Origin of the sequence: Nocardia wallacei, from assembly GCF_029868745.1 — a bacterium.
Lineage (GTDB): Bacteria > Actinomycetota > Actinomycetes > Mycobacteriales > Mycobacteriaceae > Nocardia > Nocardia wallacei_B.
Window position 1 is genome coordinate 1 of sequence record NZ_JARWOP010000153.1, and the last position, 25,836, is coordinate 25,836.

Sequence of the window (25,836 nt, forward strand, 5' to 3'; positions counted from 1 at the left end):
GCGTGCACGACACCGTTCCCGCCGAAACCGCGCTCGCCGCCGCCGATCCGGCGCATGCCGAGCGCCTGGCCGAGCGGTATCACCTCGAGCGCACCGACTCCGACGAGTTCGCGCTGGGCAGCCGTCGCCCCCCCCCCCCCCCCCGGGCGGCCGGGGGAGAAGACCCCCACCAAGGAAGCCGGGTGGGGCCCCCGCCCGCCCCCATTAGGCCCCCCAACCCCCCCCGGGGGCGCCCGCGGGGGGCGGGGCCGGGCCGGCCCCCCCCGGGGGGGGGGGGGGCACCCGGGGGGGGCTAGCCCCCCCGCCGCGCCGGCGGGGCTGTCCGCCCCGGTCGCGAGCGCGCCGGGTTCGGGGGTGTTGCGATGTTCCTTCATGGCCGCGGTCATGATGCCACCCCCGCCACGAGCGTGCGATAAGCCCTGCGTGTGTCCGTGCCGAGGACGTTGTGCCGCACCAGTTCCCCGCGCGCCAGCTGTGGGTCGTAGGGGATCTCGCGGATATCGCGGACCCACCCGGTCAGATGTTCCCGCAAATGTTCGGCGATCGTAGATTCGTTGCCGGGCAGCTGATGCGAGACCACGATCGTGGTGTCTCCGACGATGCCGCCGCCCTGCCCCTCGGCCGGGCCGCCGAACTCGTCGTCGAGCCATTCCAGGGTGACGCGCAGCCGGTTGGCGGCGTCCACGCGAGCCGGAATGGCCAGCACCAGAGCGACATCCGCGTCCTCCAGCAGCGGGCGCAGCTGGCGGGCGGCGATCGGGCTGCCGCCGTCGTAGACCGGGGTGTATCCGGCGTCCGCGACCGCGCGGGCGACGGTCAGGTAGGTCGCGCGGCGGCGCAGCGGGGCGGAATCGCGCCACAGCAGCCCGATCCCGGAGCTGGCGTGGGACAGGCACTCCTTCAGCGGCGCGGGTTCGTCGTCGCCGCGTCCGTAGAGCCACTGCTGCAAGCTGATCGGGCTCAGGTGCTCGTCGGCGCCGCGCAGCGCCAGATCGCTGCCGGCGGCCGTGGCGTCCACGGCGACGGTCGGCGCGCCGGCCGCGGCGAGTTCGCCGGCGATGCCGAGTGCGGTCGTGGTGGTTCCGGCGCCACCGCAGCCGCCCACCACGAGTATCGAACGCGGCGGCGTGATCTCGTCGCCGCCGCCGTCACGCCGTCCCTTGCCCAACCGCACCACCGGAGCCTTGGCACGCGGTTGACGGCTCGCCGGGTCGCCCGCCTCGGGCGCCTCGTCGAGCCACCGGCTCCAGTCCTGTCCCATCCGTCAGCTCTCCTCTTACCCGGCCGCGATGCTCGTGATCAGGGTGCGGCCGCCGATCACCGCGGTGGTGATCGTCTGTTTGTCGTAGGTCTTCGGCACGCGACCGGGCCGGCGCTCGGTGACCTCCACCGTGTACCTGTCCTCGGCGACGGTCAGCACGCGCACGCAGTGCAGGGTGCCGGCCGGGACCGAGTCGATGCCGCGCTGAATCACCGACGCCGGCGAGATCGCGGCGCCGGGGGCCACCACCTCGCGGGCGCGCTCGGCGGAGCGCTCGACATAGAACGAGTGCTGGAACCACATGATCGCGTCCGGACCGGAGGCGGTGCCGCCCGGTTCGGCGCTGCGGATCACCTGCTCCGCACGTTCGGTGGGGCAGAAACCGGCGGCCGCGCCGTCGGCGGTGACCGAGGTGAGGCGCACCGCGGGCGCGGCCGGACCGCTGGAATGTGTTGCGCCGCCGCGGAAATACAGCAGGTACAGCGCACATGCGCCGGCGATCACCAGCAACAGCACGGCTACTGTCAAGATGAGTGCGACCCGCCACGGACTCGGCCGGGCGCGGAGGGCGGTCGGCCGGTACGGCGAGGCCGCGGCTCCCGGGCCGTCCCGGCCGATCCGGCCGAGCGGCTCGACCTCCTCCGGCACGCGGCGCGGCTCGTCGGCGGCCTCGTCGTCCCACGGGAACTGCACCACCGCGCCGGGGCGCTCCGGGTAGTCGTCGTCGGGGCCGGGGGCGTGATCGCCCACCCAGTCGGTCCATCCGCCGGTGAATTCGCTGGGGCTGGTGGCCGGTTCGTCGCCGAAGGCGATGGCGAACGGCTCGGGCTCGGTCTCACGGATGTAGTGCGGGTAGCGGGCCGGGCCGCCGCCCGCGCGCTCGTCGGTGAACGACGGCTGCGCCTGCACCGGCGGGCGGGCCGCCGCGGCGGGCGGGTCGAGCGCCGGGTACCAGCGCGCCAGGTCTTTGTACGACTTCAACATTCCCCCATCCCCGCGGAGCCAGGCACGTGCAGCATCGTCGGACCCTCTCGGCGATCAGTTCGTGGAGAACGGGTAGTTGTTGTCGGCGGTACCAGCGGTGGGCGAGGCCGTCGGCACGCCGCCAGGGCCTGTCCCAAACGGAAATTGTCCCGTACCCGACGAATTCGGCGAACTCGACGCGCCGGGGGGCGGCAGCAAGATTCCGGTAATCGCGCTGTTCGAAGTACCTTTCGGGGGCTGCGGAACGCCGTGGGACCCGGCCAGATCCCGTGCCGCCGCAGCGAACCAGTCGGCGACGAACCGGACCGGCGCGTCACCGCGCGCGTCGACCGCCGCGGTGGCGTAGGCGCCGTGCCGCTGGACGGTGTCCCAGTACCTGACCCAGGTCGCGGTGTCGAGCAGCTCCCGGTTGTCGGTGATGTTCTGCACGACCGCGTCGTAGGCCTCGGTGACCAGCCGCGACACCGTGGTCGGCGGGACCAGCTGGGTGACCGCGCCGGTCAGCCTCGTGGCGAGCAGGACCAGCGCGACCGGCGGATTGCTCAGCGCGGCCCGCGCCAATTCGCCGATGGCGGCGGGGCTCAGCACCGAACGCACCACCGTGCCCACCGCGTTCAGGCCGATCACGCCCATCTTGAACATCGCGCGCATCGGGTCGGCGAGCGCGATGCGGCTGCGCGGATCGGAGGCCTCGGCGATGCGCTGCGAGATCGATTGCCGCGGCTCGTAGGATAGCGAGGCGGGCGCGGCGCCCTGCAGATCGGAGTTCACCACCGCACTGGCGGTCTTGATCGAGGTGAACGCCAGCGCCTGCGAGATCGACACCAGGGCCGCGATCGGATCGCCGCCGGAAAGTTTCGACTGGCCCGCCACATTCGTGACCGCCCGCAGGATCGGGGCGCCGGCCGGTGCGTCGCAGGCAAGATCGCCCGCGGCGCAGAAACTCGCGACGCGGCCGGTGAGCGCGCCGAAGTTGGCGGCCCGGTCGCGGTCGGGTCCGATGCCGCCGCCGGTGGCCGGCTCCTGGGGCAGCACCTGCAACGCGGTGACCTGCGCACCGGCGGTGCCGGGCGCGGCATCCGGGGTGGCCTTGCCGGGCGCACCGGGGAACAGTGGGGCGCCGGGGTTACGGGTCGGGTCCGCGAACAGCGCCACGGCCGCGACCTGTTCGGGTGCGAGCACGCCGCGGCCCGCGCCGATCTCCTGGGCGAACAGCGACGCCACATGCGCGCCTTGGGAATAGCCCACGACGGCGAACTTGGTCTGCGCGCAGCGCTGGGCGACCTGGCGAGCCATCGCGCGCAACCGGGTCAGGCCACCGGCCAGCGACTCCGAATACGGCGCCGCGCCACCGGGAACCGCGCCGCCGAAGCCGGATTCGTAGGGCACGTAGGCGCGGTCGACCAGGCCGCGGTCGGCCGCGCGGGCCATCATCGGCAGGAAGACCGTCGACAGCATGCCCGTGTCGGTGGTGGGGGCCGCGTCCGGGGAGGACTCGCCGGTACCTTGAATTCCCAACGCGTACAGGGCGGGACAGGTATCGATCGCGATTTCGGTGGTGGGGCCGGATGGCTGCGCGTGCGCGGGCGCCGCCCCGAGGGACGTCACCGCGGCGACGGCGAGCGCGGCCGCGGCCGGCATGCTCCAGGTTGTGCGCGTGGCCAGCAAGACCTGACCCCCTTCACCAGCTGTATGCATCAGTTCGGAGGGCCGAGTGCGCAGCGACCCGTCGTGGACGACCGCCACCGAGCGATCACCACGCGTTCGAGTTGCCGCCCTTGCCGCGCGAGCCCGAAACCCAATAGACCGTAACAGAATCGAGCGAACTGCGCAGTGCATCCTGCACATTGCGAATAGGCCCGTGGAAGAATTCACGGCCGGACCGCAAACCGACCGGAAGAATTTTAGTGGCCGCCACCATGTTCCGTGATCTGTACCAACACGACGGCCACCATCATTGGGAATCCCGCACGCGCCGAAGCGATCTCGGTGGTTCCCGGCGGGCGGGGCGTTCGGCTCAGGGGATTCGGCGGATGATGCCGACAGTTTGCCACAGCGGCCGGTAACTCTTCGCCTAATGCGCCAGCTCGCCTAGACAGCCAATTTCCCGGATTCGCCAGAATTACGCCGGTATTCCGATATCGCCGGGCCTTCGCGTCCAGTGTCCTTGTCCGCCATGGGCCTCGACAATCGCGGCGCCGGAACCACGTCGTCGGCGCGGTGGCCCTGTTCACGCCGCCGGAGCAGCCGACACGCCCCGGGGTGCCGTGGCGCGGCGAGCGCGGGCGGGCAGACTGAGGCGGTGGCGGATCTTCCGGTGGCGGCGGTGGTGTGCGCGTTCGTCGGCGCGGTGTTGTTCGCGGTCTCGGCGGTGGCGCAGCAGCGGGCCGCGGCCGAGGTGCCCGAGGGTGAGGCGCTGCTGGCGCGGCTGGTCCGCAGCCCGCGGTGGTGGGCGGGCATCGTCGGGGACGCCGGCGGGTTCGCCTTCCAGGTCGCGGCGCTGGCGCTGGGGTCGGTGCTGGTGGTGCAGCCGATCCTGGTGAGCGCGCTGGTCTTCGCGCTCCCCCTGGCCGCGCACTACAGCGGTCGCCGGGTGAGCGCGCTGATGTGGGCGCAGGCGGCCGCGCTGTCGGTGGCGCTCGCGGTGTTCCTGATCGTCGGCGATCCCACCGAGGGCGTCACCGACGCGCCCTGGCATCGGTGGGCGGTGCCGCTGGGGTTGCTGCTCGCGGTAATCGCCGTCGCGGTCGGAGTGGGACTCACCGCGCGCTCCCCGGCGGTGCGGGCGCTGCTGCTGGGCGCCGCCGCCGGGCTGCTGTTCGGCCTGGCCGCCGCACTCACCGGACACGTCACCGACCTGTTCGAGCAGGGCGTCGGCGCGGTCGTCACCTCCTGGCAGCCCTACACCTTGGTCGCGAGCGGTCTGGTCGGCCTGTACCTCCAGCAACGCGGTTATCAGGCCGGTCCGCTGTCGGCGTCGCTTCCGGCGTTCACCGTCGCCGAACCCCTGGGCGCCGCGTTCATCGGCATGACGGTGCTGGACGAACGGCTACGCAGCGGACCCGTCGGGACGGCGTTCGTGCTGCTGTCGGTCGTGGTGATGGCCGTGGAGGCGGTCCGGCTGTCCCGCGCCCAGGCACTCCCGGCCCTGCCGGTACCGCCCGCGGACACCCGTCGCGCGGAGACCGATCGCGGCAGGTAGATCGGCTCACAGGAAACTGCCGCCGCCGTTCACGGCGATGGTCTGGCCGGTGAGGAACGCGTTGCCGGTCACCATGAGGACCGCCTGGGCGATCTCGTCCGGTGTGCCGATCCGGCCGACGGGCAGGCGGTCGACGACTCCCGAGGCCTTCAGCGGCGCGGCCATCTCGGTGTCGATCAGGCCCGGCGCGACCGCGTTCACGGTGATCCCCTCGGGCGCCAGCCGGGCGGCGTAACCGCGGGTCAGCCCCTCCAGTCCCGCCTTCGACGCGTTGTAGTGCACGCCGACGCCGCCCGCACCGCGCGCCGCGACCGAGGAGATGTTCACGATCCGACCCCAGCCGCGCCGCCGCATGCCCGGAATGACGGCCTGGATGCACAGGAACGCCGATTTCAGGTTCGTCGCCAGAGTCGCGTCGAAGTCCTCCTCGGTGAGGTCGTCGAGCCCGCGGATAGTGGCGATCCCGGCATTGTTGACCAGCACATCGATCGGGCCGAGCGCCGACCCCACCCGCTCGGTCAGCGCCTCGACCTCCGCCCGTATCGCGACATCCGCCCGGACCGGGACGGCCCGGCCCCCGGCGCGCTCGATCTCGGCCACCGTGGCGGCGGCCTCGTCCGCCCGGCTGCGGTAGTTGACGGCGACCGCCGCCCCGGCTCCCGCCAGCGCCACCGCGATTCCCCGTCCGATACCCCGCGACGCACCCGTGACCAGGGCGGTCCGGCCGGTCAATGCAGCTTGTCCAGTCATGCGGCAACCGTAGGCAGTGGAGCGCACTCCAAGTCAAGTGAGCGCGTGCCGGGCGGCGAAATCCGTTGGGCGAGAAGCGGTTCAGGCCGCCGAGGTCACCCGGTACACGTCGTAGACGCCCTCCACGTTGCGTACCACGTTCAGCAGATGGCCCAGGTGTTTCGGGTCGCCCATCTCGAAGGTGAACTTGCTGATGGCCACGCGGTCGCCGGAGGTCATCACCGAGGCGGAGAGGATGTTGACCTTCTCGTCGGCGAGCACCTTGGTGACATCGGAGAGCAGCCGGGTGCGGTCGAGGGCCTCGATCTGAATGGCGACCAGGAACACCGACGACGGCGACGGCGCCCACTTCACGTCGATGATCCGCTCGGCTTGGGCCTGTAGCGAATCGGCGTTGGTGCAGTCGGTGCGGTGCACGCTCACCGAGCCGCCGCGGGTCACGAAGCCCATGATCTCGTCGCCCGGGACCGGGGTGCAGCACTTGGCGAGCTTGGCGACCGTGCCCGGTGCCCCGGGGATCTCCACACCGGCGTCGCCGCTCACGCGCTGGCGCGCGGGCAGGGTGGACGGCGTCGAACGTTCGGCGAGTTCGTTTTCGACATCGCCGACGCCGCCGAGTTGCGCCATCAGCCGCTGCACCACGGTGTGCGCGGACACCTGGTTCTCGCCGACCGCCGCGTACAGCGCGGAGATGTCGGTGAAATGCAGTTCGTGTGCGAGCGCGCTCATGGCGTCGGCGCTCATCAGCCGCTGCAACGGCAGACCGGACCGGCGGACCTCCTTGGAGATCTGTTCCTTACCTGCCTCGAGCGCCTCCTCGCGGCGCTCCTTGGCGAACCACTGCCGGATCTTGGCCTTGGCGCGCGGGGACACCACGAAGTTCTGCCAATCGCGGCTGGGCCCGGCGTTCTGCGCCTTGGAGGTGAAGATCTCGACGACCTCACCGTTCTCCAGCTGCCGTTCCAGCGCGACCAAGCGCCCGTTGACCCGCGCGCCGATGCAGCGGTGCCCCACCTCGGTGTGCACGGCGTAGGCGAAATCGACCGGCGTCGACTTCTGCGGCAGCGTGATCACATCGCCCTTCGGGGTGAACACGAAGATCTCCGGCGATTTCAGGTCGAACCGCAGTGACTCCAGGAACTCGGCGGGATCGGCGGCCTCCCGCTGCCAGTCGAGCAGTTGCCGCATCCACGCCATGTCGTCGACCTCGGTCGAGTCGTTGGAGTGTTTGCCCCTGGTTTCCTTGTAGCGCCAGTGCGCGGCGATGCCGAACTCGGCCGTGCGGTGCATGTCCTGGGTGCGGATCTGCACCTCCAGCGGCTTGCCGTCCGGACCGACCACGGTGGTGTGCAGCGACTGGTAGACGCCGTAGCGCGGCTGGGCGATGTAGTCCTTGAACCGCCCGGCCATCGGCTGCCACAGCGAGTGCACCACACCGACCGCGGCGTAGCAGTCACGCACCTCGTCGCACAGGATGCGGATGCCGACCAGATCGTGGATGTCGTCGAAGTCCTTACCCTTGACGATCATCTTCTGGTAGATCGACCAGTAGTGCTTGGGGCGGCCCTCCACGATGGCGTTGATGCGGCTGGCGGCCAGCGTGTTGACGATCTCGGCCCGCACCTTGGCGAGGTAGGTGTCCCGCGAGGGCGCGCGGTCGGCGACCAGGCGGACGATCTCGTCGTACTTCTTCGGGTGCAGGATCGCGAAGGCGAGATCCTCCAGCTCCCACTTGACCGTCGCCATACCGAGCCGATGAGCCAGCGGCGCAATGACTTCCAGCGTCTCGCGGGCCTTCTTGGCCTGCTTCTCCGGCGGCAGGAAACGCATGGTGCGCATGTTGTGCAACCGGTCGGCGACCTTGATCACCAGCACGCGCGGGTCGCGGGCCATCGCGATGATCATCTTACGGATGGTCTCGGCCTCGGCGGCCGCGCCCAGGTTCACCTTGTCGAGCTTGGTGACGCCGTCGACCAGGTGGGCGACCTCGGGCCCGAAATCGCTGGTCAGCTCCTCCAGCGAGTAGCCCGTGTCCTCGACCGTGTCGTGCAGCAGGGCGGCGACCAGCGTGGTGGTGTCCATGCCCAGCTCGGCGAGGATGTTGGCGACCGCGAGCGGGTGGGTGATGTACGGGTCGCCGGATTTGCGGAACTGATGGGAGTGCTTCTCGTCGGCGACATCGAAGGCCCGTTGCAGCAGTTGCAGATTGGCCTTCGGATACAGCTCGCGATGCACGGTGGCCAGCGGCTCGAGCACCGGCTTGACCGCGGCGATACCGCGCTGACCGGTCATTCGCCGGGCCAGCCGGGCGCGAACGCGGCGTGAGGCGGAGGTGGGGACGGCGGCGGGCGTGCCGGGCTGGCGCATCGGCATACTGCGCGGAGTGGGCACCTGAGCGGGGTTCGGCTCGGGGGCGGCCGGGGCCGGGGTGGCATCGGCGTCCGCGCTCGATTGCTCGGCATTCGCCTTCTCCAGATGCTGAGTCATGCCACCGCCTCTCCTGGCTCGATCGGATCACACTATCCGACCGTCCAACCGCTCAGACCACCAACTTTAATCCGCTCGTCCGACACGTGCCGGGTCCGCCGGATATGCGCGGTCCGGCCCGGACGAAGCGGGCCGCGATTCACCCCCGCACCGCGCGCGGGCGGCGGGTTCGCTGGATCATGGCTGTTACCCGCGACCCGCGGCCACCGCACGAACAGCCGCCACCCTATAAGCAATTGACAGCCGTTCCCACCTGTGGCCGGATGGGCGGCATGCACGGAGGGGACAGCGCCGCGAGCGCGAGCGGGCACGAGCGCACACGGGTCCGGATCGCGGCGGTTGCCGACCTGCACATGCGGGAGTCGGTGCGCGGGCGGTTCGGGCCGGCGCTGCGAAAATCGGGCGAGCACGCCGATCTGCTGCTGCTCGCGGGCGATCTCACCGACGGCGGCGCCCCGGACGAGGCCGAACTGCTGTGTGCCGAACTCGCCGAGGTCCCCGTGCCGATGGCGGCGGTCCTGGGCAATCACGACCACGACCGCCGCCAGGGCTACCGGATCGCGGCCACGCTCGCCGCCGCCGGGGTCCGCGTGCTCGACGGGACGGCCACCACCTTCGACTGCGCCGGCGTCCGGGTGGGCATCGCCGGTGTCATGGGCGGCAGCGGCGGTTTTCCCGGCTGCGCCGGCGACCCGGATTCGGGCAGCGCCGAGCACCGCGAACGCTATCGCCGCGGGCCCGCCGACGCGCTGCGCCTGCGCGCGGCCCTGGACTGCCTCGACACCGATGTGCGGATAGCGCTGATGCACTTCTCCCCCGTCCTCGCCACCCTGGCCGGTGAGCCGGCCCGCATCCTGCCCGGTCTCGGGTGCGCCGAACTCGGCGACGCGGCCGACGCGGGCCGCGCGAACCTGGTGCTGCACGGCCATGCGCACGGCGGCACCGAATGCGGCGAGACGCCCGGCGGTGTTCCGGTCCGCAACGTGTCCTACCCGGTGATCCGGGCGCCCTATCGGGTCTACGAGGTATCGGTGGATTGACGACCTGTTCGGGGACCGGGATCTGTCGGCCCACCGGCCTACACTGCCGCCATGGACCCGTTACCGCGGCTACGGCGGATCTGCCTGGCGCTGCCGGAGAGCAGCGAGCGGCTCAGCCACGGGTGCCCGGCGTTCTTCGTGCGCGAGAAGAAGCAGTTCGCCATGTATACCGTCGCCGCCTACGACGAGCCGGGCGCGGCGATCTGGTGTCCCGCGCCGCCCGGCGTCCAGTCCGACCTGGTCGATGCCGAGCCGCACCGCTTCTTCGTCCCGCCCTACGTCGGCCACCGCGGCTGGCTGGGCGTCCGGTTGGATGTGGATGTCGACTGGCCGGAGATCGACGGCATCGTGCGCGACGCGTACCGGGTGGTCGCCCCGAAAAAGCTACTCGCCCAGCTGGATTGAGCGATTACTGCGGCCGCAGCACGAGAATGCCGGGCGTGGTCCGCACGTAGTCGGCGAAGGGTGTGTCGACGACCTTCTCGTTCTCGGCCAGCGATGAGGCGTTGCGGAAGACGGGGCCGCCGGGGGTCATGACGAAGACGCCGACGTGGGTCACGTCGAGGCCCGGCTGGTCGGCGTAGGCGCCGACATAGTCGCCGGTACGCAGCCCGGCCACGACACCGTCGTCCACGGCCGCCGCGGGCACGTAGGTGATGTCGCGATCGACCACCGGCAGGCCCGGAAGGTAGGTTCCCCCATCGGCTTTCGCGTTGAGGCTCTTGGTGACGGTCGCTGCGGCCGGGCTCAGCGTCGCGGTGATGTCGGTGGCGGCGATGCGCGGCGTGTGCGACCAGTCGCTGAAGAAGTGCTTGCGGTGCGCGAAATCGACTGTGCCACCGGCATAGCGGGTGTCGGCCAGGTTCGCCGTGAACTGGTCCCGGTCCGCCGAGCGGCTCAGCGCCTCGACGTAGTCGAGATAGGTGAAGCAGTCGACCCGCCGGAAGTCGGCGACCAGCTGCTCCGGCTCGGTGGCCGAGCCGATCAGCGTGTCGGCCGCGTAAGGAGTGCCGAGGAACTGCCGCGACAGCAGTTCGATCAGGTCGCCCTTGCTCAGGGCTCCGGCCGCGGCCTTCGACGCCAGCAGCTCATCGATCCTGCGCGCGGTGAAGTCGTCCGTATTCACCACACCGGCCGGAGCGGCGACCGCCGCCGGGACCGCCGCCACGCTGCCACCGATCAACGCACAGACGACGAGCACCACGCGGGCGACGAGACGCACGTATTACCTCCCGGACGAGACGGCGAGCGGCCGCGGCCCGGAACCGCCCGGGCCGACGGCACCGAGGCTACTCCGCCCGCACCCGGCAGTCCGCGTTCCGCGATTACTGTGCCGTGGCCTGCCGCTTCGGCAGCTTCCAGCCCGGCCGGGGGAAATGGCAGGTGTAGCCGTCCGGGTACCGCTCCAGGTAGTCCTGGTGCTCGGGCTCGGCCTCCCAGAACTCGCTCGCCGGGGTCACCTCGGTGACGACCTTGCCGGGCCACAGCCCCGAGTCCTCGACATCGACGATGGTCTCCAGCGCGACTCGCTTCTGCTCGTCGTCCAGGTAGAAGATCGCCGAACGGTAGCTGCTACCGATATCGTTGCCCTGGCGGTCCTTCGTGGTCGGGTCGTGGATCTGGAAGAAGAACTCCAGCAACGCCCGATAGTCGGTCCGCGCCGGGTCGTAGACGATCTCCACGGCCTCCGCGTGTCCCGGATGGTTGCGATAGGTGGGGTGATCGTTGCGCCCGCCGGTGTACCCGACGCGCGTCGACAGCACGCCCGGCTGCTTGCGGATCAGATCCTGCATACCCCAGAAGCAGCCACCGGCCAGAATCGCCTTGCGCGTATCGGTCACGCGTCCTCCTTCGTGAACAGAGCCTTGTACTGCCCATATCCTTCCGCCTCGAGATCCTCGACGCGAATGAACCGCAGCGCCGCCGAATTGACGCAGTACCGCAGCCCGCCGGCCTCGCGGGGCCCGTCGGTGAACACATGCCCCAGATGGCTGTCACCGTGCGCGGACCGCACCTCGGTGCGGATCATCAGATGGCTGAGGTCCCGCTTCTCGACCACACTCCCACCGGTTATCGGCTTGGTAAAGCTCGGCCACCCCGAACCGCTGTCGAACTTGTCGACCGAGGCGAACAACGGTTCGCCGGACACCACGTCGACATAGATCCCCGCCTCGTGGTTGTCCCAGTACGCACCCGTGAAGGGCCGCTCGGTGCCGTCCTCCTGGGTGACGTGATACTGCTCGGGCGAGAGCCCGGCGACGGCCGCGGGATTCCGGTTGTACTCCTGTGCCACATGACCTCCTCGTATCGGCCTACCGATGCAACGCCCGGCAGGGCCCGGAAAATCCCGCTCGCTACCCCGGGTCGGCGTCCGCCAAGCCCTCGCCGGTGAGTTCGAGCCGGCGGGTGACGCCGATGTCGTCGAGGAAGCGGGGGTCGTGGCTGACGACGACGAGTGCGCCCTCGAATCCGGCCAGCGCCTCGGTGAGGTGACGCAGGCTCGGGAGGTCGAGGTTGTTGGTGGGCTCGTCGAGCAGCAGCAATTTCGGTGCGGGATCGCTCAGCAGCAGCATGGCCAGGGCCGCGCGCAGCCGCTCACCCCCGGACAGCGCCCCGGCGGGCACATCCGCGTCGGTGCCACGGAACAGGAAGCGCGCCAGCTGGGCGCGGATCTGTTCGGCGGAGGCGTGCGGCGCCGCCGCCGCGACGTTCTCGAACACCGATCGCCGCTCGTCGAAGAGGTCCAGGCGCTGGGGCAGCAGGCGCCACGGCACCTTCGGCGGCTCGGCGACGATGCGGTGCAGCAGCGTCGTCTTGCCCGCGCCGTTGCGCCCGGTGAGCGCGATGCGTTCGGGCCCGGTCACCGTCAGCGACACCACCGGTCCGTTCGCGAGGGTCACCGCGTCGAGTTCGACGACATCCTGGCCGGGGTAGAGCCGGGTGCCGGGCAGGTCGACCCGGATCTCCCGGTCCTCGCGCAGCAGTTCCTGCGCCTGCTCGAGCTGTTCCTTCGCCTCCTCCACCTTCGCCAGATGGCTGTTGCGCAGCTTGCCCGCCGACACCTGGGCCTGCCGTTTGCGTTCTGCCATAATGATTTTCGGCTCGCGCTTGCTGTCCCACATCTTCTGCCCGTACCGCTTGCGGCGGTCCAGTTTGGTCCGCGCCTCCACCAGTTCCCGCGACTGCTTGCGCACATCGCTGCGGGCGTCGCGGACCGCCGCGCGGGCGGCCTGCTGCTCGGCCTCGATGATCTCCTCGTAGGCGTCGAAATTGCCGCCGAACAGCCGGATTCCGCCCTGCCGCAACTCTGCCACCGTGCCGACGCGGTCGAGCAGGCCACGATCGTGGCTGACGGTGAGCACGGTGCCGGAAAACTGGCCCACCACCTCGTAGAGGCGTTGGCGCGCGGCCGCATCCAGGTTGTTGGTGGGTTCGTCGAGGAGCAGCACGTCGGGTTCGCGCAGCAGTTCCGCCACCAGGCCCAGCAGTACGGTCTCACCGCCGGAGAGGGTGTCCAGCCGCCGGTCCAACTGCGTGACCGCGTCGGCCAGATAGTGCAGGCCGAGCCGTCCCAGCAGCGCGATCGCGTGCTCCTCGACGTCCCAGCGGGTGCCGACGATGTCGAAGTCGGTCTCGTCGCCCGCGCCGGATTCGATGCGGTGCAAGGCTTCTCGCACCTCGGCGATGCCGAGCACGGCGTCCACCCGTTGCCCGGCGGCGAGGCCGATATCCTGCCGGAGATATCCCAGCCGTCCCGGCACGGTGATCGAGCCCCGGGCCGGGCGCAACTCACCGGCGATCAATCGCAGCAGCGTGGATTTCCCGGCGCCGTTCGCGCCCACCAGGCCGACGTGCCCGGGCCCGAGCACGGCATCGAGACCGTCGAAGACAGCGGTGCCATCGGGCCAGGCGAAGGTGAGATCGGAAACAGAAACGGTCAGAGACATGCGCGGCTCCTGGGAGGTGGCGTGAGATACGGCGCGCGAACGCGGGCCGCTCGGGGCTACCTCAGCAGAGCAATGCACATTCCGATCGTCGGGAACAAGACTTCTTCACGTTAACCGGGGCGGCGATGCGCGCGCAAGACCTATTTCCGCGGACCCCGTCACACCGCGTCCCAACTTCCGCCGAAACCCATTGCGGCTCAGTCGATCCGGAAGACGGGGAAGCCGGGCGCGATGGCCGCCAGCTCCGCGTCGGAAGCGTCCTTGGTGACACCCTCGAAGAATTTGCCGACCTCCCAGCCCCACTTCCACAGGTACAGCCGCAGCACCGGAACCTTGTCGGCGTCGGCCACCTCGGTGACGGTGAACGGCTCGGTCTTGCGTCCCAGCCGCAGCTCGCCGCCGCCCGCGACGCGGATATTGCGGACCCACTGGGTGTGACCGCGCGGCGCCACGAGGTAGCGCGCGCCCGTCTCGCCCACGAGCAGGTTGACCATCGTGGTCCGCCACTCCCCCGACGTGCGCCCGCGCACGGCCAGCAACCGCGACCCGGCGACGCTCACGCCGAGCTTCGGCAGCGCGTTGAAGACCTTGTTCATGATCGGCTCGAGTCCGGTGGGGGCGATGTATCGGGTGGCGTTCATGGTGACCATTCCTCGCTGTTGTGAGCACTGCTCTCTTTCGATATTCAGAGCATGCCGCACGGCGGCGGTCTTGTCAAGAGCACTGCTCTCTCTTGCCGGGAGACACGTCATCGACCGACCGGTCGGCGAGTGACGAGATGGGAAGAACCGCACCGCAATCCGGCAGCACAAGTGGCCTGGGCTTATGCGCGCGATCCACACAGCAGAGGCTGCCCGACAGCGAAATGGTCAAGGGGCCTGTCTGTTTCGGCATTCCCGAGACCGGTTATGCCCCGAACATGTACAGATACAGAACTTATCGCACCGCTCATGGCTCCGGCACCGCCGCGGCGATCGTCAGCGCGATCGGCGGCCTCTTCGCCCTCATCGAGGCCGTCTACATCCTGCTGCTGGTCTTCGAGGCCAACCAGGCCAACAGGTTCTTCAGCTTCATCAAGGGGCTGGCCGAACCGCTGGCACTGTTCTTCCCGGGCCTGTTCAACACCGGCAATTTCAAGCTGGACGTCATCATCAACTACGGCTTGGCGGCCGTGTTCTGGCTGGTGGTCACCGGCATCATCGCGCGGCTGCTCGCACGGTTCTAACCCGTGCGCGGCGTCAGGAACTCCAGCCTGTGATGATGGAGGAACTCGAATGCCGGGGACCAACGCCCGGTGAACACGTCCTCCTGCCGGCCCACCGGATATTCGGTCGCGTCTCCCGGCCGCTCGCACATCACGCGGGCGCGATGCCGGCCCGGCGGCACCGCGCCGGAATCGAGGTCCACGGTTCCGTCGACGCCGACGGCATGCCACGGCATGGCCACCCCGGTGCCCTCGATGCGACACGACTGTCCAGGCCTGGCCTCGGTCACGTGCGCGGTGACGGTCGCGCCACCGTGCAGGGCGGCGGACGGCGTCGCCGAGGCCGTGGCGGCGCCGATGACGAAGACCGCCGCGACCGCACCGGCTACGGCGGCGGAAAGCTTCGTACGTGTGGTTCGAGTCATGGGCAGGGCCGAGCATAACCACCGGCCCCGCGGCCCACAACCATCGGCGGACTACAGCCGCACGATCGAGGTCAGGGGATAGTCGCCCTGCCGTTCCCGCCCGCCGAGGAAGCTCAGCTCCAGCACCACGGCCGCGGCCACCACCTCGGCGCCCGCCGAGGCGAACAGTTCCGCGCTCGCGGCCAGGGTCCCGCCGGTGGCGAGCACGTCGTCGAGCAGCAGCACCCGGCGACCGGACAGGTCGATCCCGTCCGCCGGGATTTCCAATGCGGCCGAACCGTATTCGAGGGTGTACTCCCGCGACAGCACCGGCGGCGGCAGCTTGCCCGCCTTGCGCACCGCCACCACGCCGGTCCCCAGGGCAGCGGCGACGCCCGCGCCGAGCAGGAAGCCGCGCGCGTCCACCCCGGCCACCAGATCGATGTCGGTGGCGCACGAACCCAGGCACTCGATGACCGCGTGGAACCCGTCGGCGTCCGCGAACACCGGTGTCAGATCGGCGAACCGCACACCCGGCGTGGGGAAGTCGTCGTGCCAGCGGGTCAGCCGCTGCACCGCCTCGGCCGCCCGCGCGAGCCGCTCACCCGCGGTCTCCTCCGTCTCCACCATTCCATGTTTACTCATCTGCACCCACTCCCTCATCCCGCGCCCGCGGCGCTCAGCGCGACAACACCCAGCGATCCATGTTCCAGCCCGCGCCCGCCTTGGCCGGGTTCACGATCCCGTCCTCCATGCCGTCACCGAAGGCGATGGTGCGCGGCGTGTTGAACAGCGGGATCGACGGCATCTCGTTCCACAGCAGGCTCTCCGCCTCGCTGTCGAGACCCAGCACCGTGGCCGAATTGTCATCGGCCGCAAGCTGATCCGTGATCGCATCGTATCGCCCGTTCCCGAAACGCCCGAAATTCAAGCCTTCCCCGGTGCGCAACGCGGCCGCCGCCTCGACACCCGGCAGCGAACCGGCCGGGCCGGGCGCCGCGGCGGTGCTGCCCAGCACGGCGTCCACCTTGCCCTCGCCGAGCTGGGACGGCGCGAAATCCGGTGCGCCGGCGTCGATGACGGTGACACCGGCGGCCCGGCACGCCTCGGCGATCGCCGCGACGGTCTGCGCCCGGCGGTCGTCCGGTCCCCGATAGCCCACGCGGACGGTCGGATTGGGCACCCCGGCCGCGGCCAGCGCCTGCTGCGCCGCCGCCGGGTCCCCGGTCCGGTACTTGTCCGCGGGCCGGGTGATCGCCGGGTAATACACCGAATCCGCCTGCACCGTGCGGGAATTGAGCGGGCCCGAGCCCAGCCCGGACTCGTTGTCGAAACCGGGGTGGCCGAACTTGTCGAACAGCGCCTGGCGCGGCACGCACAACGCGAACGCCCGCCGAGCCGCGGCGCTTCCGAACATCCCCGCCGTGGACAGCACCAGCTGCTCGGCGCCGCGACCCGGCACCTGCTCGACCGAGAAACCGTCCAGGTTCAGGTCTTTCACCGATCCGGCGCCGATATCGACGACCCCGACCTCCCGATCGGACACCTTCTTCGCCAGATCGGTGTTCTTGGGCCACACCACGATGCGCGGCGTGCGAGCCTGATTGCCCCACCACTTCTCGTTCTTCACCAGCACCAGACCGTCGCTGTCGCTGTAGGAATCGACGCGGTAGGGCCCCGAGGAGGGCAGTACGTCGGTGTCGATCTTGCCCGGCGTGAGCTGCCAGCCGGTGTTCCAGAACTGGGCCAGCCGGTCCATCGCGCCCGGATCCCCGGCCTGCACCGCCGCGACGACATTGGACACCCCGGCGGCCTTGGCGGCCACATGCGCGGGCATCAGGTCCCCGGCGTTGAACAGCGTCCGCCAGGCCAGGAAGTGCCGGTTGGGACGGAACACGACGGTCGCGTCCTTCGACCCGGGCTGGCATTCCACCCGCTCGATATCGGAATAGCCCGCCGTGGAGGCCGCGTCGAACATCGGAATCACCCCGCCGGGACCGGCTTTCGTGAACCGGCCGCTGCGCGCCGCCCATTCCAGCACCAGGTCGTCGCACGAGGTGGCCACGCCGTCGGAGTAGGCGCCGTCCGGGTTGAGCCGGTACTGGATCGTCTGGGTCTCCCCCGGCACCTCCTTGGCGGTGCCGAAATCGGTGTCCGCCACCGGCTGCCCGTCCGGACCGGTGTAGAAGAAGCCGGTGAGCACGCGCGCGAACACGCCCGCCGCACCGCTGCTCGCACCCGGCGTGCTGCCGCCGTTGTAGCTGACCGGGACCGCGTCGACCGCGTACCCGATCGAGGGCACCTGGTTCTTGCTGCCGCAGCCCGCGAGCATGCCACCGGCGAGCGCGCCCACCACCAGCACTCCGGCCGCCCGGAGCCCGATCCGCCGCGACCCGCGGTACCCGCCGGATGCTTCGTGGTTACGCAAACTGCCTCCTCCGGACCATGATTCCGGCAGTAGTCGACCACGGACTGCGCCGGACCTTCGTTCGTTGCTCGAGCTGTTCCGGAGGCGGCCCGGCCACCCCCGCCGCACGTTCAGTGCCTTCTCTTGTTGCGCTTCCCGCTCGGCCGGGCGCCGGGTCTCGGTGCGCCGGAACCGGTCTGGCGCGGCCGGGCCACGCCGCTGGCCGCGCCGGCCCGCTCCGCCGCGGCCTCGCCGACGCGCTCCCGCTCGACGGCCGAGCGCTTGGCCAGCACCTTCCTGGTGTGCGCGGCCACCGGACCGAACCGCTCCTTGATCGATACCAGCAGCGGCACCGCGAAGAAGATGGACGAGTAGGCGCCGACGATCATGCCGACGAGCTGTACCAGCGCCAGATCCTTGAGGGTGCCGACGCCCAGCAGCCACACCGCGATCACCAGCATGCCGATGATCGGCAGGATGCCGATCACGGTGGTGTTGATCGACCGCATCAGCGTCTGGTTGGCGGCCAGGTTGGCCTGCTCGCCGTAGGTGCGCCGGGTCAGGTGCAGCACCCCGCGCGTATTTTCCTCCACCTTGTCGAACACCACGACGTTGTCGTAGAGCACGTAGCCGAGGATGGTGAGCAGGCCGATCACCGCGGCCGGTGTCACCTCGAAGCCGACGATCGAATAGATGCCCGCCGTGACGATCAGGTTGAAGAACAGCGAGGCGATCGCCGCGATCGACATGTCGCGCTCGAACCGGATGGCGATGTAGATCATCGTCAGCAGGACGAACACCACCAGCGCGATCAACGCCTTGCGGGTGATCTGCCCGCCCCACGTCTCACTGATCTCGGCGACGCTGATCGCGTTGCGGCTGACCGCGCCGCTGGAATCCTTCGGGTGGTAGGCATCGAACAGCGCGTCCTGCACCTGTTCCTGCTGGGCGGGATCCAGTGTGTCCGAACGGATCTCGAACGACGCCGCCGCGCCGGAGCCGACCTTCTGCACGGTCACGGGGTCGTGGCCGAGCGCCTTGTTGTAGGTCTGCTCGACCTGCGAGGTGCTGACGTCCGAGGTGGCCGGCAGCTGGATGCGGGTGCCGCCGGCGAAGTCGATGCCGAGGGTGAAGCCCCGGACGCCGACGCTGAGCAGCGCGATCAGCACGAGCGCGAGGCTCAGCGCGTAGTAGAACCGGCGGCGGCCGACGATCCGGAACCCGCCGGTGCCGGTGTAGAGGCGTTCGAAGAAGCCGTGTTTCGGCGTGCCCGCGATGGGCTCGTCGACCGGGCCGGCGTCCAGGACGGAATGGTTGCTCATGCTCACGCCTCCTTTCCGGCAAGCACGCCCGCGGCGGCCTTGCGTTCACGAGCGAACTGCTGCACGGCGCCCAGGCCGTTGACCGAGGGTTTCGCCCAGAACGGCGAGCGCGAGGCCATCATCATCAGCGGCGCGGTGACCAGATACAGCACGATGACGTCGAGCACGGTGGTCAGGCCGAGGGTGAACGCGAAACCCTTCACCTGCCCGGCGGCAAGGATGTACAGCACGGCCGAGGCGATCAGGCTGACCGTCTTACCGGACAAGTTGGTCCGCTGCGCGCGAGCCCACCCGCGCGGCACGGCCGAGCGGAAGCTGCGACCCTCCCGCATCTCGTCCTTGATTCGCTCGAAGAACACCACGAACGAGTCGGCGGTCATACCGATACCGATGATCAAACCGGCGATGCCGGCGAGGTCGAGGGTGAAATTGATCCACCGGCCCAGTAGCACGATGATGCCGTACACCGCGACACCCGAGGCGATCAGCGAGAATCCGGCCAGGAAGCCGAGCATGCGGTAGTAGAGCAGGCAATACAGCAGCACCGCCACCAGACCGATCGCGCCCGCGATCAGGCCCGCCTTCAGCGAGGACAGGCCCAGCGTCGCCGACACCGTCTGCGCCTCGGAGGTGGCGAAGGACAGCGGCAGCGAACCGTACTTCAGCTGGTTGGCCAGTTCCTTACCGGTCTTCGAGTTGAAGTTGCCGGTGATCTGCGTGCTGCCGCCCTGCTGCGGGCCCTGCTGCACCTGCGGCGCGCTGATCACCTTGGAGTCGAGGGTGAAAGCGATCTGCTTGTAGACGTACTCGCCGGTGAGCGCGGCCCAGGCATCGGCGTTCTTGAACGTCAGGTCGACCGCCCACCGCGACTGCTGCTGATCGAACTGCGCGCTGGCGTCCTTGATGTCCTGGCCGTCGATGCGACTCTTGTCCAGCAGGTACACCTGGGCACCGTCGGTGGAGCAGGTGACCAGCGGCAGATTCGGGTCGTCGTTGCCGGTCAGCGGGTCGGGCTTGTCGCACGTCAGCGTCGCCAGCGCGAGTTTCTGGATCTGCGGATCGGTGCTCTGGCGCAGCGCCTTGGCGTTGGCGATCTCCTGCTGGGTCTGCTGGCCCGGAGTGAGATTGCCGGGCGGCGGCGCCGGCGTCGTGGGCGGCGCGGGGTTGTCGGTGGGTGTCGGAGCCTGAGCCGGGAAGACCCGGTTCTGGGCGGCGCCGCCGGTCTCGCCCGACGACTCCGTACCATCGGTGGCGCCGGAGGGCGACCCGCCCGCGGGTTCCGGGGCGGGGGCGCTCGTATCGGGCGCACCACCCGGCTGCGGCGACTGGTCGGTCGGCGGTGTCTGCGGTTCCGTACCGGGTGTGGAGGCCCCACCGGGCGCCTGGCCGCCGCCTTGCGGCTGCGCGGCCTGCAACACCGGGCGAATGTAGAGCTTGGCGGTGGTCGCCAGGGCCTTCGCCTGCTGACCGTCTTCGCCGGGAACGGTGATCACCAGGTTGCTGCCGTCGATGACGACCTCGGACCCGGCGACGCCGAGCCCGTTCACCCGGGATTCGATGATCTGCTGGGCCTGCTTCAGGCTGTCTTGGCTCGGCTTGCTGCCGTCCGGCGTCCGCGCGGTGAGCGTCACCCGGGTGCCGCCCTGCAGGTCGATGCCGAGCTTGGGCTCCGGGGAATTGTCGCCGGTGAAGAACACCAGCGCGTAGATCACGGCCAAGAGCGCGGCATAGACGCCGAGCAAGCGCAGTGGATGCCCCGTTCCCTTGGAAGGTGGCACAGTACTTTTCTCCTAGGCGGTGTCGAGTGGGGCGAGCGGAACGTGCGGGCACGCGCCGACGCCATCACACCGCGCGGTCGCGGCGGTGCGATGGCGGGTGCGCTCAGTCCTTGCCGAGCCGGGTGGCGGCGTCCTCGGCCGATGCGGCCGGCTTGTCGGCAGCGGGCTTCTCGGCGGCGGGCTTCTCGGTGGCGGGCTGGTCGGTGGCATCCGCCGCCGGCTCGACGTCGTCGGACGCGGGGGTCTCTTCCGCCTCCGTGGTGGTGGAATCGGTGGCGTCGGCTTCCTCGGTACGCACGTCGCGGACCGCGGCGCGCAACCAGGTGGTGACGACGTCCTCGGCGATCTCCAGGTCGACGGTCGTCTCGTCGGCATCGACCACAGTGCCGTACAAACCCGACGTGGTGGTGACGCGGTCGCCGATCTTCAGCGCCTCCTGCATGGAAGCGACCTTCTCCGCCTCCCGCTTCTGGCGGCGGACACCGAGGAACATCGGCACGAGCAGGGCTACCAGCAGCAGCGGAAACAGCAGTTCCATCGTCGTAGTCGGTCCCTAGTCTGTGGGTTGGGATGGGTATTTACCCACACAGTCTGCCAGTCCCCCGCAATACCGCCACACCCGCACACCCCGCTCCGCCGCGGACTATGCCGCCTGCTCCCCGTAGGTGTAGTCGTCCAGCGGGAAGCGCACCGCCTCCCGGTGGGTGGTGAGGGTGCTGTTGGGACGCAACAGGGCCGCCTCGCCGTGCTGGTTGAAGTAGTAGCTGCGGGCGGTGGCGCACCGGCCGCCGTAGAACACCGACGAGCCCAGCTTCTTCGTGACGTAATCGAGGAAGCGTGCGTTGGCCTGCTCGGTCACCTCGAACACCTGCTCGCCGCGGCGGAACATCTCGCCGAACAGCCGGCCCATGTGCTTCATCTGCGCCTCGATGGTGGTGAAGTAGGACAGGCCGCTGTAGGAGTACGGGCTGTTGAGGCTGAGGAAGTTCGGGAACTTGGGCACGGTGATGCCCTCGTACGCCTGGAACCTGTTGTCGCGCCAGAACTTTCCGAGATTCACCCCGTCGCGGCCGATGATCTCGATGGCCGGGAAGTTGACGTCCCACAGGTTGAAGCCGGTGGCCAGGATCAGGGTGTCGATCTCGGTCTTGTGGCCGTCGGCGGTGACGATGCCGTCGGGCTCGACGTGATCGATGGAGTGGGTCTCCAGCCGCACGTGGGGTTCGTTGAAGGTCTTGAAGTAGGTGTTGGAGAAGGTGGGCCGCTTGCACCCGAAGTCGTAGTCCGGGGTGAGCTTGCGGCGCGTCGCGGGGTCGTGGACCTGCGCCCGCAGATGCGCCTTGGCCAGCAGCGCCGCGCCCTTGTTGCCGAGTTTGGCCTGCCGGTAGTGCAGCACGCCGGCCACCATGAGCAGTTCGAGCGCACTGGTGTTCACCAGGCGCGCGGCCTTCTGGGTGAGCGGCGCCTTGGCGAACAGCCGCTGCACCGGCTTCGGGATCGGGGTGTCGACCTTGGGCACCACCCAGATCGGGGTGCGCTGGAACACCGTCAGTTCGGCGACCCGCTTCGCCGCCTCCGGCACCAGCTGCACCGCGGTGGCGCCGGTGCCGATGATCGCGGCCTTGCGGCCGGTGAGGTCGACGTCGTCCTCCCACGCGGTGGTGTGCAGGATCTTCCCCGCGAAGGTATCGATGCCGGGGAACGGCGGCGTGTAGGGCTGGGACAGGAATCCGGTGGCGGCCAGTAGATAACGGGCGGTCAGGGTCTCGCCGCCGTCGACCGAGACGACCCAGTGCCGCTGCTCCTCGTCCCAGCGCGCGCCGCCGACGGACTGGCCGAACCGCATCCGGCGGCGCAGGTCGTATTTGTCGGCGACGTGCTCGGCGTATTTCTTCAGCTCGGCGCCGGGCGCGAACAGGCGCGACCAGAACGGATTCGGCTCGAAGGAATAGGAGTACGTGACCGAGGCGATGTCCACGGCCAGGCCGGGATACCGGTTCACATGCCAGGTGCCGCCCAGATCGTCCTCGCGCTCGAGGATGACGAAATTGCCCAGGCCGAGCCGGTCCAGCTCGATACCCGCGCCCATCCCGCCGAATCCTGCCCCTACGACCACAGCGTCGTACCGAGGTGCCACGTCGAACCTCCCCTGTTACCAGAAGTATCTATTACAGAATGACACATCATTCCGTTGCGGAACACCGTATCATCGGCTTCGTGCCGAAGCCATCCACACATCTCGAGCGTCGCAAGGCCGAGCTCCGGCAGGAGATCATCGACACCGCGTTCGCCTGTTTCGCCGAAAAGGGCTACCACGCAACGGGTATCGCGGACATCGCGACAGCGCTCGGGATCGGCCACGGCACCTTCTACCGCTACTTCGCCAACAAGCGCGACATCATCGACCACGTCATCGACGATCTGGCCGCCCGCATCATCGACTCGCTGGGCACCGACAACGCCCCCGACGCGGCGACCACGCTGGACGAGTACCGCGCCCAGGTGGAGCGCATCGGCGCCGCCCTGAACCGGATCTTCCTGGAGGACCGCCGAGTCTCGCAGCTGCTGTTGTTCCAGGCGACCGGCATCGACAGCGAGCTGACCCAGCGCCTGTACGGACTGCTCGACACCGCCGACGCCCTCACCGCCGGATACCTCGAGCACGGCGTCGAACTGGGCTACCTGCGCGCCGACCTGGACACCGCGAACACCGCCAAGGCGGTCACGGGCATGATGCTCGCCGGTGTCGTGCACGGTCTGCGCGATCCCGATCCAGCGGCCGCCGCCGACCTGACCCAGGCCATTCGCCGCCTGCTCATCGACGGAGTCCGCAGGGACTGAACCCGCGAGCCCGTGCCGGACGGGTTCTCCGGCACGGGAGGCCGCACGCGGGTTGCCTACGATAGCCACGCGTGTGCGTGCCGCGGTCGAGACCACGGTGCCTTCGTGGTGGCGGCCGCGCGAGGGACAGAGGGAACTACACCGTGACAGAAGACCCGCAGTGGTGGAATCAACCGGCACAGGGCTCCGGGCCGCAACCACCGACCGGGCATCCGCCGTACGCGCCGCAGCCGCACGGGTATCCGCCCGCGGCGCAGCCGTACGAGTATCCGCCGCTGGATGGGCAGCAGCCGTTTCCCGGCCAGTACCCGCCGCCCGCCCCGTACGGCGCCCCGCCGCCGCGGGGGAACAACACCGGGCTGATCGTCGGGCTCGTGGTCGGCGGGCTGGTGCTGGTCCTGGCGGCCGTGGGTGTGGTTGTGGCCGTGCGCAAGTCGGGTTCCGCCGAGAGCACCGCGTCCGGGACGACCACCACCTCCGCGGTGGCGAGCAGTGCCGCGGCGAGCAGTACGCCGTCGATCACGACCGCATCACCCACCGCGGCCCAGGGTTCGGGGACGACGGCCGTCGTGCCCGGCTTCCAGGGTGTCGCGGTGCCCGCGCGCGGCATCGCCTACGACGTTCCCGCCGGATGGAAGATCGACAAGGAGAGCATGATCCGCGGTTTCGAGGACGGTCGCGGCAACCGGATCTCCGGCACCGGAACCGCCGTCGACGGTGAGGACTACTGCCCGTCCTCGAACCGGACGATCACCTTCGTCAGTCGCTCGGATCGGCCCGATCCCGCCTCCGCCGCCACCGACGTCGGCAAGAAGGCCGCCGACTACGGCTTCAACACGCCGCCGGACGCCGCGGCCGCCCCGCCCGTCCCGCTGACCACGAGCACCGGCGTCGCCGGGCAGATGGTCGAAACCTCCGGCAGCTGGCACCCCGACAATCCCGGCTGCACCACCACGCGATTCTCGGTGTACACCTTCGCTTTTCCCGGCCCCCAGAACCCGATGCTGGTGCTGACCATCGCCGCCGACCGCGGCGTCCCCGGCGAGATCACCCCGGACGTCGCCCAGCAGATTTTCACCAGCATCCGCAAACTCTGACCCGGCACCGCTCGGCACGAAGTCAGGAGTCGAACAGGTCCAGGGTCGGGTGGGGTTCGCGGCCGCGGACCTCGATGGAGCCGAAGACGAGGTCGGGGGGCGGGACCAGGCCCAGGTGTTCCCAGGCCGCGGCGGTGGCGACGCGGCCGCGGGGCGTGCGGGCGACCATGCCGGCGCGGACCAGGAAGGGTTCGCACACTTCCTCGACGGTGGCCGACTCCTCGCCGACCGCCACGGCCAGCGTCGAAACACCCACGGGCCCACCGCCGAAGCTGCGGACCAGCGCGCCCAGCACGGCCCGGTCGAGGCGGTCCAGGCCCAGGTCGTCGACGTCGTAGACGGCGAGTGCGGCGTGCGCGACGGCACGGGTGATGACGCCGTCCTCGCGCACCTCGGCGTAGTCGCGGACGCGCCGCAGCAGCCGGTTGGCGATGCGGGGCGTGCCGCGGGAGCGGCCCGCGATCTCGGTGGCCGCGTCGGGATGGATCCGCACGTCCAGGATGCGGGCCGAACGGAGCAGGATGAGGCGCAGTTCGTCGGCCTCGTAGAAGTCCATGTGGCCGGTGAAGCCGAAGCGGTCGCGCAGCGGGCCGGTCAGCGCGCCGGATCGGGTGGTCGCGCCGACCAGTGTGAACGGCGCGATGTCCAGCGGGATCGACGTCGCGCCGGGACCCTTGCCGACGACCACGTCGACCCGGAAGTCCTCCATCGCGAGGTACAGCATCTCCTCGGCGGGCCGGGCCATGCGGTGGATCTCATCGATGAACAGCACGTCGCCCTCGACCAGGTTGCTCAGCATGGCGGCCAGGTCGCCCGCGCGTTCCAGCGCCGGCCCGGACGTAATGCGCAGGGCGGAGCCGAGTTCGGCGGCGATGATCATCGCCATGCTGGTCTTGCCGAGGCCGGGCGGACCGGACAGCAGCACGTGATCGGGTGTGCCGCCGCGCTGTTTGGCGCCGCGCAGCACCAGTGCCAGCTGTTCGCGCACCCGGGGCTGGCCGATGAAGTCGTCCAAGGACTGCGGGCGCAGACTGGCTTCTATCTCGCCGTCGGACCGCAGATAGCTGGGGGTGACCTGGGATTCGGACTCGTCGTGCGGGTCGGTCATCGGC

24 protein-coding genes are annotated in these 25,836 nt (G+C 69.9%); 6 read left to right on the forward strand and 18 right to left on the reverse strand.

Annotation, left to right across the window (positions count from 1 at the left end; translation table 11 throughout):
• Nucleotides 1–382: 382 nt before the first annotated feature.
• From QH470_RS12555 to QH470_RS12565, 3 genes are read right to left on the reverse strand one after another with little or no spacing between them, the layout of a single operon-like run.
• On the reverse strand, nucleotides 383–1,261 hold the full coding sequence (locus QH470_RS12555) for a MinD/ParA family ATP-binding protein (RefSeq protein WP_280272504.1): 879 nt from the start codon (nucleotides 1,259–1,261) through the stop codon (nucleotides 383–385).
• 15 nt (nucleotides 1,262–1,276) lie between these two features.
• Nucleotides 1,277–2,245 (reverse strand): DUF8176 domain-containing protein, encoded by a 969-nt coding sequence (locus tag QH470_RS12560; protein ID WP_280272505.1) that lies wholly within the window; start codon nucleotides 2,243–2,245, stop codon nucleotides 1,277–1,279.
• A gap of 54 nt (nucleotides 2,246–2,299) precedes the next feature.
• A complete protein-coding gene (locus QH470_RS12565; RefSeq protein ID WP_280272506.1) occupies nucleotides 2,300–3,886 on the reverse strand; it encodes a cutinase family protein in 1,587 nt (528 codons plus the stop codon).
• A 661-nt stretch (nucleotides 3,887–4,547) separates the two neighbouring features.
• Here QH470_RS12565 and QH470_RS12570 point away from each other — a divergent pair.
• Complete coding sequence (locus QH470_RS12570) at nucleotides 4,548–5,447, forward strand: DMT family transporter (protein ID WP_280272507.1); 900 nt, start codon at nucleotides 4,548–4,550, stop codon at nucleotides 5,445–5,447.
• Nucleotides 5,448–5,453: 6 nt separating this feature from the next.
• Here the strand turns inward: QH470_RS12570 and QH470_RS12575 are convergent, their stop codons facing one another.
• On the reverse strand, nucleotides 5,454–6,197 hold the full coding sequence (locus QH470_RS12575) for an SDR family NAD(P)-dependent oxidoreductase (protein ID WP_280272508.1): 744 nt from the start codon (nucleotides 6,195–6,197) through the stop codon (nucleotides 5,454–5,456).
• Between the two features lie 81 nt (nucleotides 6,198–6,278).
• Nucleotides 6,279–8,570 carry a RelA/SpoT family protein gene (locus QH470_RS12580; protein WP_400182795.1) on the reverse strand — a complete coding sequence of 764 codons (2,292 nt, stop codon included), beginning with the start codon at nucleotides 8,568–8,570 and terminating at the stop codon, nucleotides 6,279–6,281.
• Nucleotides 8,571–8,956: 386 nt separating this feature from the next.
• Between QH470_RS12580 and QH470_RS12585 the strand changes: the two genes are divergently transcribed.
• Both QH470_RS12585 and QH470_RS12590 read left to right on the forward strand, forming a co-directional pair.
• Entirely contained in the window at nucleotides 8,957–9,724 is a 768-nt protein-coding gene (locus QH470_RS12585; protein ID WP_280272510.1) for a metallophosphoesterase family protein, read from the forward strand.
• Between the two features lie 51 nt (nucleotides 9,725–9,775).
• On the forward strand, nucleotides 9,776–10,129 hold the full coding sequence (locus QH470_RS12590; RefSeq protein ID WP_280272511.1) for an MmcQ/YjbR family DNA-binding protein: 354 nt from the start codon (nucleotides 9,776–9,778) through the stop codon (nucleotides 10,127–10,129).
• Nucleotides 10,130–10,133: 4 nt separating this feature from the next.
• Here the strand turns inward: QH470_RS12590 and QH470_RS12595 are convergent, their stop codons facing one another.
• The 5 genes from QH470_RS12595 to QH470_RS12615 all read right to left on the reverse strand — a co-directional run bounded on the left by QH470_RS12595 (nucleotide 10,134) and on the right by QH470_RS12615 (nucleotide 14,312).
• Nucleotides 10,134–10,946, reverse strand: a complete 813-nt coding sequence (locus tag QH470_RS12595) for a DUF1460 domain-containing protein (RefSeq protein ID WP_280272512.1) — start codon at nucleotides 10,944–10,946, stop codon at nucleotides 10,134–10,136.
• Nucleotides 10,947–11,049: 103 nt separating this feature from the next.
• Entirely contained in the window at nucleotides 11,050–11,517 is a 468-nt protein-coding gene (gene msrA / locus QH470_RS12600) for a peptide-methionine (S)-S-oxide reductase MsrA (protein ID WP_400182796.1), read from the reverse strand.
• A 44-nt stretch (nucleotides 11,518–11,561) separates the two neighbouring features.
• Nucleotides 11,562–12,017, reverse strand: coding sequence for a peptide-methionine (R)-S-oxide reductase MsrB (msrB, locus tag QH470_RS12605; RefSeq protein WP_280272514.1), 456 nt, complete (start codon nucleotides 12,015–12,017; stop codon nucleotides 11,562–11,564).
• Nucleotides 12,018–12,078: 61 nt separating this feature from the next.
• Nucleotides 12,079–13,671 carry an ABC-F family ATP-binding cassette domain-containing protein gene (locus tag QH470_RS12610; protein ID WP_280272515.1) on the reverse strand — a complete coding sequence of 531 codons (1,593 nt, stop codon included), beginning with the start codon at nucleotides 13,669–13,671 and terminating at the stop codon, nucleotides 12,079–12,081.
• Between the two features lie 197 nt (nucleotides 13,672–13,868).
• Complete coding sequence (locus QH470_RS12615) at nucleotides 13,869–14,312, reverse strand: nitroreductase/quinone reductase family protein (protein ID WP_280272516.1); 444 nt, start codon at nucleotides 14,310–14,312, stop codon at nucleotides 13,869–13,871.
• Nucleotides 14,313–14,590: 278 nt separating this feature from the next.
• Here QH470_RS12615 and QH470_RS12620 point away from each other — a divergent pair, with 278 nt between their 5' ends.
• Nucleotides 14,591–14,896, forward strand: coding sequence for a hypothetical protein (locus tag QH470_RS12620; protein ID WP_280272517.1), 306 nt, complete (start codon nucleotides 14,591–14,593; stop codon nucleotides 14,894–14,896).
• On the opposite strand, the gene QH470_RS12625 is transcribed toward QH470_RS12620, so the two are convergent.
• The 7 genes from QH470_RS12625 to QH470_RS12655 form a co-directional block, all read right to left on the reverse strand.
• Nucleotides 14,893–15,300, reverse strand: a complete 408-nt coding sequence (locus QH470_RS12625) for a hypothetical protein (protein ID WP_280272518.1) — start codon at nucleotides 15,298–15,300, stop codon at nucleotides 14,893–14,895. The genes QH470_RS12620 and QH470_RS12625 overlap by 4 nt on opposite strands.
• A 51-nt stretch (nucleotides 15,301–15,351) precedes the next feature.
• Nucleotides 15,352–15,924, reverse strand: coding sequence for an adenine phosphoribosyltransferase (locus QH470_RS12630; RefSeq protein WP_280272519.1), 573 nt, complete (start codon nucleotides 15,922–15,924; stop codon nucleotides 15,352–15,354).
• Nucleotides 15,925–15,958: 34 nt separating this feature from the next.
• Entirely contained in the window at nucleotides 15,959–17,611 is a 1,653-nt protein-coding gene (locus tag QH470_RS12635; RefSeq protein ID WP_280272555.1) for an ABC transporter substrate-binding protein, read from the reverse strand.
• Between the two features lie 206 nt (nucleotides 17,612–17,817).
• On the reverse strand, nucleotides 17,818–19,008 hold the full coding sequence (secF, locus tag QH470_RS12640) for a protein translocase subunit SecF (RefSeq protein ID WP_280272520.1): 1,191 nt from the start codon (nucleotides 19,006–19,008) through the stop codon (nucleotides 17,818–17,820).
• A 2-nt stretch (nucleotides 19,009–19,010) separates the two neighbouring features.
• A complete protein-coding gene (gene secD, locus QH470_RS12645; RefSeq protein WP_280272521.1) occupies nucleotides 19,011–20,786 on the reverse strand; it encodes a protein translocase subunit SecD in 1,776 nt (591 codons plus the stop codon).
• 103 nt (nucleotides 20,787–20,889) lie between these two features.
• Nucleotides 20,890–21,324, reverse strand: a complete 435-nt coding sequence (gene yajC, locus QH470_RS12650) for a preprotein translocase subunit YajC (RefSeq protein WP_342228435.1) — start codon at nucleotides 21,322–21,324, stop codon at nucleotides 20,890–20,892.
• Between the two features lie 105 nt (nucleotides 21,325–21,429).
• Nucleotides 21,430–22,923 carry a flavin-containing monooxygenase gene (locus QH470_RS12655; protein WP_280272522.1) on the reverse strand — a complete coding sequence of 498 codons (1,494 nt, stop codon included), beginning with the start codon at nucleotides 22,921–22,923 and terminating at the stop codon, nucleotides 21,430–21,432.
• 71 nt (nucleotides 22,924–22,994) lie between these two features.
• Between QH470_RS12655 and QH470_RS12660 the strand changes: the two genes are divergently transcribed.
• Together QH470_RS12660 and QH470_RS12665 are read left to right on the forward strand one after the other, a co-directional pair.
• A complete protein-coding gene (locus tag QH470_RS12660; protein WP_425302655.1) occupies nucleotides 22,995–23,627 on the forward strand; it encodes a TetR/AcrR family transcriptional regulator in 633 nt (210 codons plus the stop codon).
• A gap of 143 nt (nucleotides 23,628–23,770) precedes the next feature.
• Nucleotides 23,771–24,724: a DUF3824 domain-containing protein gene (locus QH470_RS12665; protein ID WP_280272524.1), complete on the forward strand. Its 954-nt coding sequence runs from the start codon at nucleotides 23,771–23,773 to the stop codon at nucleotides 24,722–24,724.
• 22 nt (nucleotides 24,725–24,746) lie between these two features.
• On the opposite strand, the gene ruvB is transcribed toward QH470_RS12665, so the two are convergent.
• Nucleotides 24,747–25,832, reverse strand: coding sequence for a Holliday junction branch migration DNA helicase RuvB (gene ruvB, locus QH470_RS12670; protein ID WP_280272525.1), 1,086 nt, complete (start codon nucleotides 25,830–25,832; stop codon nucleotides 24,747–24,749).
• Between the last annotated feature and the right edge of the window lie 4 nt (nucleotides 25,833–25,836).